General features: G+C 51.5%; 4 protein-coding genes and 3 rRNA genes. All 7 read left to right on the top strand.

Features of this window, described 5'->3' with window-relative positions; translation table 11 throughout:
• The first annotated feature begins 19 nt into the window (after window positions 1–19).
• Window positions 20–1531, top strand: a 16S ribosomal RNA gene (locus QM016_RS04120).
• Window positions 1532–1761: 230 nt separating this feature from the next.
• Window positions 1762–4702 (top strand): 23S ribosomal RNA (locus QM016_RS04115).
• 108 nt (window positions 4703–4810) lie between these two features.
• A 5S ribosomal RNA gene (gene rrf, locus QM016_RS04110) occupies window positions 4811–4926 on the top strand.
• The 16S, 23S and 5S rRNA genes sit together here, the layout of an rRNA operon.
• 574 nt (window positions 4927–5500) lie before the next feature.
• Window positions 5501–8512, top strand: a complete 3012-nt coding sequence (locus QM016_RS04105) for a BTAD domain-containing putative transcriptional regulator (RefSeq protein WP_282710347.1) — start codon at window positions 5501–5503, stop codon at window positions 8510–8512.
• A 200-nt stretch (window positions 8513–8712) separates the two neighbouring features.
• Entirely contained in the window at window positions 8713–11472 is a 2760-nt protein-coding gene (secA, locus tag QM016_RS04100; protein WP_282710345.1) for a preprotein translocase subunit SecA, read from the top strand.
• A gap of 10 nt (window positions 11473–11482) precedes the next feature.
• On the top strand, window positions 11483–12598 hold the full coding sequence (prfB, locus tag QM016_RS04095; protein ID WP_016478104.1) for a peptide chain release factor 2: 1116 nt from the start codon (window positions 11483–11485) through the stop codon (window positions 12596–12598).
• Window positions 12595–13473, top strand: a complete 879-nt coding sequence (locus tag QM016_RS04090) for a YitT family protein (protein WP_016478103.1) — start codon at window positions 12595–12597, stop codon at window positions 13471–13473. The genes prfB and QM016_RS04090 overlap by 4 nt, the downstream gene beginning before the upstream one ends.
• The last annotated feature ends 77 nt before the right edge of the window (window positions 13474–13550 follow it).

Raw genomic sequence — 13550 nt, 5'->3', positions numbered from 1 at the left:
ACATGTGTCTGTATCAGTTTGAATGGAGAGTTCGATCCTGGCTCAGGATGAACGCTGGCGGCGCGCCTAACACATGCAAGTCGAACGATTAAAGCACCTTTTAGGTGTGTATAAAGTGGCGAACGGCTGAGTAACACGTGGGCAACCTGCCCTCCTCTTGGGGATAGCCTCGGGAAACCGAGGATAATACCCGATACTTCACTTGAGCCGCATGACTCAAGTGAGAAAGCTTTTGCGGAGAAGGATGGGCCCGCGGCCTGTTAGCTTGTTGGTGGGGTAGAGGCCTACCAAGGCAATGATGGGTAGCTGGGTTGAGAGACCGACCAGCCAGATTGGGACTGAGACACGGCCCAGACTCCTACGGGAGGCAGCAGTGGGGAATCTTGCACAATGGGCGAAAGCCTGATGCAGCGACGCCGCGTGCGGGATGAAGGCCTTCGGGTTGTAAACCGCTTTCAGCAGGGACGAGGCGTAAGTGACGGTACCTGCAGAAGAAGCCCCGGCTAACTACGTGCCAGCAGCCGCGGTAATACGTAGGGGGCAAGCGTTATCCGGATTCATTGGGCGTAAAGCGCTCGTAGGCGGTCTGTTAGGTCGGGAGTTAAATCCGGAGGCTCAACCTCCGTCCGCTCCCGATACCGGCAGACTTGAGTTTGGTAGGGGAAGGTGGAATTCCTAGTGTAGCGGTGGAATGCGCAGATATTAGGAAGAACACCAGTGGCGAAGGCGGCCTTCTGGGCCATAACTGACGCTGAGGAGCGAAAGCTAGGGGAGCAAACAGGATTAGATACCCTGGTAGTCCTAGCTGTAAACGATGGACACTAGGTGTGGGGGAGCCTTTCCTCCGTGCCGCAGCTAACGCATTAAGTGTCCCGCCTGGGGAGTACGGCCGCAAGGCTAAAACTCAAAGGAATTGACGGGGACCCGCACAAGCAGCGGAGCATGTGGTTTAATTCGAAGCAACGCGAAGAACCTTACCAGGGCTTGACATATAGGTGAAGCGGCGGAAACGTCGTGGCCGAAAGGAGCCTATACAGGTGGTGCATGGCTGTCGTCAGCTCGTGTCGTGAGATGTTAGGTTAAGTCCTGCAACGAGCGCAACCCTCGTCGTATATTGCCAGCGGGTAAGCCGGGCACCTATACGAGACCGCCGGCGTCAAGCCGGAGGAAGGTGGGGACGACGTCAAGTCATCATGCCCCTTATGTCCTGGGCTACACACGTGCTACAATGGCCGGCACAATGAGCTGCCAACCCGCAAGGGTGAGCGAATCTCGAAAGCCGGCCCCAGTTCGGATTGGAGGCTGCAACCCGCCTCCATGAAGTCGGAGTTGCTAGTAATCGCGGATCAGCACGCCGCGGTGAATGCGTTCCCGGGTCTTGTACACACCGCCCGTCACACCACCCGAGTCGATTGCACCCGAAGTCGTCAGCCTAACCGTTTGGAGGGAGACGCCGAAGGTGTGGTTGGTAAGGGGGGTGAAGTCGTAACAAGGTAGCCGTACCGGAAGGTGCGGCTGGATCACCTCCTTTCTAGGGAGATACCCTCATCTAGATTGATTTACTTTATTTGAGTACCCTCGCAATGTATCAACACTGAAATCTTTGTCCGCATATGCGTCAGTATCCGGTCTCGAGGGTTCGCCCTCGCGTACCTTGAGAGCTGCATAGTGTGATTAATTCGATTTTCTTCAAGAAGATCGCATCTGTAGATACTTTTGCCGTATCGGCAAAAGTGCAATCAAGTATGTTCAAACCATTAAAAAGAAGATGGTAAGGGCAAACGGTGGATGCCTTGGCACAAGAAGCCGATGAAGGACGTGATAAGCTGCGATAAGCCACGGTAAGGTGCACATAACCTGTGACCCGTGGATGTCCGAATGGGTAAACCCACTAGATTTAATCGTCTAGTACTTCCTGCTGAATCTATAGGCAGGAGTGAGGTAACCGGGGGAACTGAAACATCTAAGTACCCCGAGGAAGAGAAATCAAACGAGATTCCCCAAGTAGTGGCGAGCGAACGGGGATATAGGACAAACCGGAAGTTGCGCAAGCGCTTTCGGGGTTGTAGGACCACACACCATAGAAGTTACAAAACATCGTGGAAGCAAAACGGCATGGAAAGGCCGGCCAAAGAGGGTTAAAGCCCCGTACGCGAATCTGCGATGTCTTCTCGTGTGGTACCTGAGTACTGCCGGACACGTGAAACCCGGTGGGAACCTGGGGGGTCCACCCTCCAATCCTAAATACTCTCTTGTGACCGATAGTGAACCAGTACCGTGAGGGAAAGGTGAAAAGTACCCCGACAAGGGGAGTGAAATAGTACCTGAAACCGTTTGCCTACAAGCAGTCGGAGCAGACTTTTGTCTGTGACGGCGTGCCTTTTGTAGAATGAGCCAGCGAGTTACGGCATGTGGCAAGGTTAAGCTCAAAAGCGAGCCGCAGCGAAAGCGAGTCTGAATAGGGCGCGTGAGTCGCATACCGTAGACGCGAAGCCAGGTGAGCTATCCATGAGCAGGCTGAAGCGGGGGTAAGACCCCGTGGAGGGCCGAACCCACTTAGGTTGAAAACTGAGGGGATGACTTGTGGATAGGAGTGAAAGGCCTATCAAACCTGGAGATATCTCGTTCTCCCCGAAATAGCTTTAGGGCTAGCCTCGGACGTTTACCCGTGGGGGTAGAGCACTGAATAGTTGCGGGGGCTTCACCGCCTACCAAGATTAATCAAACTCCGAATACCATAGGGTCCAAAGTCCGGGAGTCAGAATATGTGGGCTAAGCTGTGTATTCAAAAGGGAAACAGCCCAGACCGCCCGCTAAGGTCCCAAAATCTATGCTAAGTGGCAAAGGATGTGCGTTTGCTCAGACAACCAGGATGTTGGCTTAGAAGCAGCCATTCATTTAAAGAGTGCGTAATAGCTCACTGGTCGAGTGGACATGCGCCGACAATATACGGGGCTAAGCATAGTACCGAAGCGGCGGACTTGCACGTATGTGTAAGTGGTAGGGGAGCTTTCTGTTTGGGTTGAAGCAGTCGGATAACCGGCTGTGGACTGACCAGAAGTGAGAATGCTGGCATGAGTAACGAAAGACGAGTAAAAAACTCGTCCGCCGTACACCTAAGGGTTCCTGGGCAAGGCTAATCCTCCCAGGGTCAGGCGGGAGCTAAGGCGAGGCCGGAAGGCGTAGTCGATGCACAACAGGTAGATATTCCTGTCCCTCCGCACAAGCGCTATCACCAATGGGGTGACGGAGCAGGGTAGCTGGTCGGGGTTCTGGACGTCCCCGTGAAGACACGTAGGCTAAGAAGTAGTAAAACGCGCTTCTTATGAGGCTGAGGTGTCTGACGAAGCAACTGAGTGAAGCTAGTGAGCCCATACTTCCAAGAAAAACCTCTAGGGAGCTTGTCGGAGCCCGTACCAAAACCGACACAGGTAGGTGGGTAGAGCATACCAAGGCGATCGGGAGAACTATGGTTAAGGAACTCGGCAAAATTGCCCCGTAACTTCGGGAGAAGGGGTGCCGGTTTGGGTGATAAGACACGCTCTTTGAGCCTCGGCCGGTCACAGTAAATAGGTCCAAGCGACTGTTTATCAAAAACACAGGACTCTGCTGAAGTCGTAAGACGACGTATAGGGTCTGACGCCTGCCCGGTGCTGGAAGGTCACGAGGAGTTGTTAGCGTATGCGAAGCAGCGAATCTAAGCCCCAGTAAACGGCGGCCGTAACTATAACGGTCCTAAGGTAGCGAAATTCCTTGTCGGGTAAGTTCCGACCTGCACGAAAGGCGTAACGATTTGGACGCTGTCTCAACCATAGACCCGGTGAAATTGCACTAGTCGTGAAGATGCGACTTACCCGCAGAAGGACGGAGAGACCCCGTGAACCTTTACTGCAGCTTGACATTGGCTGCCGGTTCGTCGTGTAGAGGATAGGTGGGAGACTTTGAACCAGGGACGCCAGTTTCTGGGGAGTCACCCTTGGAATACCACCCTCGACGTTTCGGCATCCTAACCTGCGACCGTTATCCGGCGTGGGGACCGTGTCAGGTGGGTAGTTTGACTGGGGCGGTCGCCTCCTAAAATGTAACGGAGGCGCACGTAAGGTCTGCTCAGAATGGTCGGCAACCATTCTTTTGAGTGCAAGAGCATAAGCAGGCTTGACTGCGAGGCCTACAAGCCGAGCAGATGGGAAACCAGGTTCTAGTGATCCGGCGGCTCAGAGTGGTATGGCCGTCGCTCAACGGATAAAAGGTACTCCGGGGATAACAGGCTGATCTTCCCCAAGAGTCCACATCGACGGGAAGGTTTGGCACCTCGATGTCGGCTCATCGCATCCTGGGGCTGGAGCAGGTCCCAAGGGTATGGCTGTTCGCCATTTAAAGCGGTACGCGAGCTGGGTTCAGAACGTCGTGAGACAGTTCGGTCCCTATCCTCTGTGGGCGTAGGAAAATTGAGGGAGGCTGCCCCTAGTACGAGAGGACCGGGGTGGACGGACCTCCGGTGTACGGGTTGTCAACCAATGGCAGAGCCCGGTAGCTGAGTCCGGTTGGGATAACCGCTGAAAGCATCTAAGCGGGAAGCCCATCCCAAGATGAGTTTTCCTTTCGGTAAGACCCCTTGTAGACTACGAGGTTGATAGGTTGCAGATGTACGTGCGGCAACGCATTTAGTCGAGCAATACTAATCGGTCGAGCTCTTCTTTTCAAACATACTTCTATCCAAAGCGATCCTTCTTCGATCGAACAATCACACTGTGCGGCCCTCAGGGTACGTGAGCGAAAGCCTCGCTTGAAAGTCGAATACCCCTTGTTGGTCAGCGATTATGGCAGGGAAGGCACACCTGGTCCCATTCCGAACCCAGAAGTTAAGCTCCCGAGCGCCGATGGTACTGCGGAGGAAGTCCGTGGGAGAGCAGGACGTCGCTGACCAACAAGGGGCATTTGCATAGAGAGGGACTTTTGCGTGCGCGTATGTGGAGGCTTTTGAAGAACGATGCCGTAGATGAAATGTGGAAGATGTGTCGAGTTTTTTTGATGAAACTGTGTGCATAGGCGGATTTGTGTGACCGTTCAGCCCCTACATGAAATCTCTATATCTTGAGCCGCTTCTTTAAGATGCAATTTTTCAACTTTTCTTCGAAGATTTTTCTACGGATAGTAAACAAAACCTACATATATAAAATACATAAATTTCATAATTCGATAACTTTCGTTAAATTAGCTTATATATTTAAGAAAAAATGATTAGATAACAAAATATGTAATATATTATGAGAGAGTTTTAAACATTCTCAACACACCTTATGTTTCATCTGACCGTTATCTGACTGCTATTTGACCTTAATCTTACAAATTTCTCCCTACCGATTACCGAGTCCTTAATTTTTCTATTGCATTTTGTATCACTCTTAGTAGTGAAACTTTTAAAGAGCCAAAAGTGCAACCAAAAGTAAGTCCAAGAGAATGGAGTTGCACGGCTAGCAATAGGTGAGGGGGACACACTATGTATCAAGAAAATTCTGAAGAGACTCATCATGCACCGTCGCGCTGCTCCTTTGTGAGTCCCTACGAAGGTCTCTTTAGCCATTCACTTACGGTTGGTCATTTTATTGATTCGGCTATGCGCGATAGAATCTTGGTCCTTTGCGCTGAGCCTGGAATGGGTAAAACAACGCTCATGCGTGAATTGCGAGCGCAATCGGAGTATCGTGGCTGGAAGTACTATGATTTTTCGCTTTGCGGCTACACTCCAAAAGACGCTTCCGCATATATTGCTCGCAAATCATATGACATTTCTCGTTGCAAAAACTCAATCAAACAGCGGATTGTTTTCTTTGACGATGTGCCGGAATCAGATGAAGCGCAGGTGGTTAAACAGGCTCGCGCATTCAGCCGGTTGAGAGCTGCAGGTTGTGCCGTTGTTGTCGCTTGCCTGCCCGAGGCGGCGCAGCTTATTGAAGAAATACCAAACTGTCTCGTTTTTAGTGCGCTCGAATTGCTCCTTGATGAGAGCAATTCCCCTGCGCCTGAGAGTGTAAAGAGAAAAGCTGCAAAGCTTACGCGAGGAGTCCCGCTGCTCGTAGGATCTTTGCGAGAAGAAATGCTCTGTGGTGATACAACAAAGCTGTCAATTAGATACCAGGAAGCACTGCTCTCTCTTATTTTTGATACGGTGAGAGAAGCGCTTTGTCACGAAGAGCTTATAGCCAGATCAACCCTTTTGCTACTTGGTAAGGGAACGTTTCAGGATATTGAGACGGTTCTCGGAAAACGCGCTCTTGAATATATGCCATATTTTGAAGCGAACGTTCCCTATTTCGGTGTCGATAACAAGGGCAAACGGTTCAGTTGTATTCTTAACAGCCGCGCCGACCTTCTTGAAGGCTGCGTTCCAAAGCTTAAGCAATATGTGCCGTTCATGATGGCGTACCTTCAGAAGATAGCCTTATTACTAAAGGAGCGTCACGAATACAAGCGCCTGTCCCTCGCATGCACGCTTCTTGGCGAGGCGTACTCTTGGAACCTGGTATTGCCGGATGCTGCTGAGCTGATTGACGCGGGAGAAACTCACCTTGTAAGCAATGTATTTTTGACCATGAGAAACAGAGATGTTCTTTCGCGGACTGGTATGAGGGCGCTTGAGCACGCTCTTTCATATGTCGTACAGGGGCAGACGCAAAACAAGGATTTTGACGATACCTTCTCCGCCAAATCAATTGCTTCACCGGAGTCTCTTGTCAATGCATGTGCTCTGCTCGCGTCTGCAAGGATGCTCGTTGTTAAACCGTTGCCGTTTCTTGCAGGAGACATCGATGAGCAAAGCTCCATGGTTCAGAGGCTCATGCTGCACAGACAGGTCTTTTCGCTTGTTCGTGTGGGAAGGTTGGCCGATGCATATCGACTTTTGAGCCTTGAAATACATGATGACTGCAAAATGACCCTGTCGTCCGCATGTATCACGATTGACAGAGAGATACTCCGCATCCTTTTAGGAATTCCTCAACCAGCTTCATCAGTTCGGTTGGATGAGGCGCTTGGCTTTTTGAGAACGTCTGATGTTATGGGGTTGAGAAGTTATATCGGCATTGTGCAAAGTCTCCGGCTTATTGAGCAGAAAGAAACAGATGTTGCCTCAATTTATCAGGTTGAGCGCTACGCGTCTCAGGCTGAAGAGCGCGGCGATGTGATTGCGCAAGTTGTTGAGTTGCTTGCGGTCAGCATACTTGACCTGCGAAGCAAAGCGTATCCGCGAGCGTATGTTCATGCAAACAATGCGTTGGTTCTTGCGCAAAAGGTTCGGTGCGACTACCTCGCTGAAACAGGTTTCATTCTCTCGGGAGTATCCCGCTTTATGCTGGGCGAGCCTCCAAAAGAACAAGAAACACGTCCTGTTGTTAATCCTTCGCTGTACGAGGCGTATAAGGTGATTGTAAATGCGATGGATTCCTTTTCAGGATGCGGGTCTCTCAAAGAGCCGCGGATGTCTGCTGAGTCGGCGCCTCAGAACGCGCTTTGGCTTATTCGTGCGCTTGTAAAAGGAATTGGGCAGTTTTCGGACGAACTTACAAAGTGTATCCCTGAGTCTTGGAAACGTGCAATGGGAGCCTCATTGCAGAAGAATTCTGGCAGCATAAATCCCCATTCGCATGAAATACAGCATGAAACGCAGAAAGAGGCTGGTTCCACTCAGGCGTCTCCACATCGGGGTATTCGGCTCTCTATTTTGGGAGGATTTTCGGTAACGGTTAATGGGGTGCCTGTTCCGGAGAGTATGTTTGGAAAACGCTACGCTAAACTGCTCCTTATTTACCTGGCGCTCTCCAGAAAACATACCGCGCCGAGGCACGCCATTATTGACGCGCTGTGGCCAAATTGCACATATGGAGCAGGTGTCGAGAAAATCTACCAGGCAACAAGAGTGATTAGACAGGCAATCGCTTCAATTGATGAAACATGCAATCCAATCATATCGATTCGAGGTGAGAAGACCGTCATGTTGAATGATCAAATCTTTACGGTTGATATCGACCGCTTTGAAGAAATCGCTCGGATAGTACCGACCGTTACGGACGATGAAGAGTTGGTCCATCTTGCGCAGGAAGTTCGGTGTCTGTATAGAGGTGATGTCTATGTTCCGACAGACGATGCTTTTTCCTACGTTGAAACGGTGAGAAGAAATTTCTGTCAAAAGTATATCGACATCATGACAATCGGTTCAGAAGCCGCGTTGCGTCTAGAGTGCTATAAGCTCGCGGTACTTCTCGCCGAAAACGCCGTTCTTGTCGATGAATACAAAGAAAGCTCAATCATTGCTCTGGTAAAGGCCATGCGGGCTTGCGGAAGATCGGCAGAAGCCCAGCGTTGCTACGACGATTATGTAAGGCGCTGTCTGCAGCAGGAGAATCGTATTCCCTCAAAAGAGCTGCGTATAATCGCTGGGGATATTCGCGACAAATCACACAAGGCGGAGCCGCTGCGTATCGAGGATTCCTATATTGAAGTCGCGGTGGAGTGATGGTGGAGTCTCAGTGAAGTAATGGCGTAGTTGCGGTGAGGTAAGTATGTAGCAATTTCATGAAGTAGGGGCAAATAGGCACCTAAAGGAGCTTAGGATATTCCATCAAGGGAAAAAATGAGTAGAATTAAAAGGCTGGATAAAGGAGTCTCTTTCTTAAGGGACTCTCACAAAGAGAAACCGATACTTAAAGGATACCTATGGCAAACTTTCTCTCAAAGGTTCTTTCCTTCGGCGCCGATAAGGACTTGAAGGCATATGAGAAAATCGCACGTCAGATTACGTCCCTTGAGCCGGAAATGCAGGCGATGACCGATGATGAACTTCGCGCGCAGACGGACGCGTTTAAAAAACGCCTTGCACATGGAGAAAGTCTAGATGACCTGCTTCCGGAGGCATTTGCCACTGTCCGTGAGGTATCTGTCCGTACAACAGGTCTTCGCCATTTTGACGTGCAGCTTATTGGCGGCATCGCGTTGCATAAGGGAACCATTGCAGAGATGAAAACCGGCGAGGGCAAGACGCTCGTATCAACGCTGGCCGGTTATCTCAATGCGCTTTCAGGCAACGGTGTTCATATCGTTACCGTGAACGATTATCTTGCCAAGCGCGACTCTGAATGGATGGGCAAGATCTATAAGTTCCTGGGCATGAAAGTTGGCCTGCTTCAAAACGGAATGCGCCTCAGCTTAAAAAAGCCGGCTTACGAGGCAGATATTACCTATGGAACCAACTCTGAATTTGGTTTCGATTATCTTCGCGACAATATGGTTACCCAGCCGGGAATGCGCGTTCAGCGCGGCCATCATTTTGCTATCGTCGACGAGGTGGACTCCATCCTTATTGATGAGGCTCGCACTCCTCTCATTATTTCCGGCGCGGGGACTAAATCAGCCGGTACCTATCGTGATTTCGCTCAGGCGGTTCGTGGTCTTATTGCTGATGTCGATTTTGAGATGGACGAGGCAAAACACACGATTGCCACTACAGAGAGCGGCCTTGCAAAAGTCGAGAAGAAGCTTGGGCTTGATATTTACGGTGACGATGCAGGACAGCTTGTCAATCACCTGCAGCAGGCGCTCAAAGCCGAGTACATGTTCCATCGTGACCAGCAGTATGTCGTTATGGGCGGCGAAGTCAAAATCGTTGACGAGTTTACTGGCCGCATTATGGAAGGCCGCCGCTACTCCGAGGGTCTTCACCAGGCAATTGAGGCAAAGGAAAATGTTGCGGTTCGTGAAGAGAACCAGACGCTTGCCACCATTACGCTCCAAAATTACTTCCTGATGTATGACAAGCTTTCCGGCATGACCGGCACCGCCATGACAGAGGACGCGGAGTTTCGCGAGGTCTATCATGTCCCTGTTCAGGTCATCCCACCCAATCGCCCGGTCATTCGTGTTGACCACGATGATTTGGTATATCGCACAGTGGACGCAAAATTCAAGGCGGTCGTTGATGACGTTGAGGAGCGCCATGCGAATGGTCAGCCTGTTCTGGTTGGTACTGTTTCTATCGACAACTCCGAACGCCTTTCTCGCCTGCTGGACAAACGAGGCATTAAACACAGCGTTCTGAACGCTAAGTTCCATGAGCGTGAGGCTCAGATTGTCGCGCAAGCCGGCCGCGAAGCTGCGGTGACCATCGCAACAAACATGGCCGGCCGTGGTACCGATATTCTGCTGGGCGGTAATGCGGAGGTTCTGGCGGAAGATCTCCTTCGCGAGCAGGGCATCGATCCTGAAGAAGCTACTACCGAGCAACTTGCAGGCGCAAAAGCTCGTGCCGAGAAAGTCTGTGAAACAGAGAGACAGCACGTACTTACTGCCGGCGGTCTTTGCGTCATTGGTACCGAGCGCCATGAGAGCCGCCGTATTGACAATCAGCTTCGTGGCCGTTCGGGCCGACAGGGCGATCCCGGCGAGACTCAGTTCTATCTTTCTCTTGAAGACGATTTGATGCGCCGCTTTGGCGGAGATCGAATGGATCGCATTTCCGCTATGATGCAGCGCTACGAAATGCCTGACGACCAGCCTATTCAGGCAAAGATTGTTACCCGTGCCGTTGAGGGAGCTCAGCACAAGGTTGAGGAAGTCAACTTCGCTATGCGTAAGAATGTTCTTGACTACGATGACGTCATGAACAAGCAGCGTCAGGTTATCTACGGTGAGCGTAATAAGATTCTTGACGGTAAAGATCTTATGGCGCTTATCGAGGATGTTACTGACGCCACCGCAGAGCGCGTGATCGGCGAGTACTGCTTCGGTCCTCATGAAGAATGGGATCTTGACGGCCTCGTCAAGTGGCTCAAGGAGCTCACGGGTGTCCAGTCTAAAAAGGTGCCGGAGCTTTCTGAAGAGAAGAAATCCGAGGAACTTACGAAAACGGTCGCTGACTTCATCAAAACCGCTTTCAATGAAAAGTCCGATCGCCTGGGTGAAGAAGTTATGCAAGAGCTTTCTGCCCAGGTTATGCTGCGTGTCATTGATACCCGCTGGATGACCTACCTTCAGGAGATGGACTACCTGAAGACAGGCATTGGCTTGCGCGGTTTTGGCCAGCGCGATCCTCTCGTTGAGTATAAGACCGAGGCGTACGCGGCATTTACGTTGCTGGTCAATACGATGTACGAGGATTTCCTTCGCACTATTCTGCACATTGAGCTGGTCAATCGTCCCCGCACGAGTGTGTCTGCTGACGAAGAGCCTGAGTCGCTTCGAGGAGTGCAGTACTCTGGCGGCGAAGAGGTGGACGGAGACCAAGGCCAGAAACCGGCGATGGTCAAGAATCGCAGCGCGGCCATTGGAAAATCCCCTCAGGGTTCCGGCGTGGGCTCTTCATCGGTTGCGACCTATCGCAAGGCTGACGACCCCAACCCCTATGTCAACGTAGGCCGAAACGATCCCTGCCCCTGCGGAAGCGGTAAAAAATTCAAGAATTGCCACGGCAAAAACAGATAACAGGTAGGACATGGCTGAAACCGAGCACGCCTCTTTAGGCGCTCTTGCCGTTCGTCTTGGTGAAGTCGAACAGTATCTTCATATTGACGAGAAGCGCAAAGAAATAGCGCGTCTTACTTCGGTAAGCGCACAACCTGACTTTTGGAACGACGCTGATTTTGCGCGGGAGACCATGGCTCATCTCGCAAACTTGAAGGACGATGTCGCCGGCATTGACGCGGCTCGAACGAAGTTGGATGACGCGAAGGCCGCTCGTGAGTTGGGTGATGAAACAGGAGACGAGGGGCTTCTCGCCGAATCGGAGCAGCTTGTCGATGCACTTGAGCATGACCTTTCGGAGTTGGAGCTTTCCAGCTGGTTTACGGATGAGCTTGATCACGGCGACGCGATTGTTACCGTCAAGCCGGGGCAAGGCGGCCTTGAAGCCCAGGACTGGGCGGATATGCTCTACCACATGTATCTTCGCTATGCGGCGCGTCGCGGGTGGGGCGTGGATATCGCGGAGGCAATTCCCGCTGAAGTTATTGGTATTGACCGCGCTACGTTTACCGTGTCGGGCAAAAACGCGTATGGAATGCTTCGCGCCGAGCAAGGCGTCCATCGTTTGGTTCGCATTTCTCCCACTGACGATAAGAAACGTCGCCAAACAAGCTTTGCCGGCGTTGAAGTGCTTCCGGTCTTGCCGGACGACATAGAAGTCGCAATTGACCCTAGTGACCTGCGCATTGACGTCTATCACGCATCGGGACCCGGCGGGCAGGGAGTGAACACCACCGACTCCGCGGTGCGCATCACGCATATTCCTACCGGTACCGTTGTGACGTGTCAAAACGAGCGTAGCCAGTTGCAAAACAAGGCCGCGGCCATGAACATTCTCCGTTCCCGCCTGTATGAAATCGAGCGAGAAAAGCGTGAGGCGGAGCTTGATGAGCTGCGTGGACCTAAGCATGAGATCTCATTTGGCAATCAAATCCGCAGTTATGTCCTCTATCCATACCAGCTGGTTAAGGATCTCCGCACTGGAGAGGAAACGGGTAACGTTGATGCTGTCTTGAGTGATGGAGATCTTGACCCCTTTATCATCGCGTATCACCGCTGGATTGTCGGACAAAAGGACGCTTCATGAAAAGAATGAAAATACGCACGCTTGTCCGCGATACATTCTTCATCATACTTGGCTCGATAATCTTTGCGATTGGCCTCGATTGCTTTGAGATTCCGTACGGCATCGCGGCCGGTGGTATCACTGGTCTCGCAACGGTATTTCACGCGCTTGCGGCAACCGCCGGCATTGAGCTGCCTATTGGCGCTCAGACCATCGCCATGAACATCATTCTCATCGTCTTTGTCATACGAGGAGGAAACAAGAGCTATGTGGTCCGCTCAGTCGTAGGCTTCATGGTGTCCTCGCTATTTATCGACCTTCTCGCGCCGGTTCTTCCGGTGCTTGGAAAGCATGATTTGATACTCGCGTCGCTTTGGGGCGGCATTATCTGTGGCATTGGACTCGGCCTGGTATTTCGAGCTGGCGCCAACACGGGTGGCACCGATATTATCGCCCAGGCCTTCGCAAAGAGGTTCCTGGTTCCCATGGGCACCGCGGTTATCATTGTTGATATGGTTGTCATCATAATCTCCATTCCCGTCTTTTCACTGGAGAGCGGACTGTATTCGATGCTGGCCATGTTCATTACAGGCAAAGTGCTCGACTATGTGGTTGACGGCCCCAAGTCGGAGCGCGCGGCGTACATCATCTCCAAGGAGCATGACGCGATAGCTCATGAGATTCTCTACTCACTCAACCGCGGTTGTACGGAGCTGCAGGCTCGCGGCGTGTGGAGCGGTAATACCAAGCCCGTTCTTCTTGTGGTACTCAATCGTTCAGAATCAATCCAGCTCAAAGAGATTGTGGCCGAGATAGACTCCGAGGCGCTCGTGTTTGTGTCCGAGGTTCACGAGGCGTTTGGTGAAGGTTTTAAGTCATTTCAGGCGATAACGTAAAATCTACGTGGTGATTTCGCAAGATACCTGCGTGTTTGGTAGAATTACCCCTGTATCTGTTTCTACGGTATGTGAAA

Source organism: Lancefieldella sp. Marseille-Q7238, assembly GCF_949152215.1.
Classification (GTDB): domain Bacteria; phylum Actinomycetota; class Coriobacteriia; order Coriobacteriales; family Atopobiaceae; genus Lancefieldella.
Note: the sequence above shows the minus strand (reverse complement) of the source record. Positions and strands in the feature narration are given on the sequence as shown.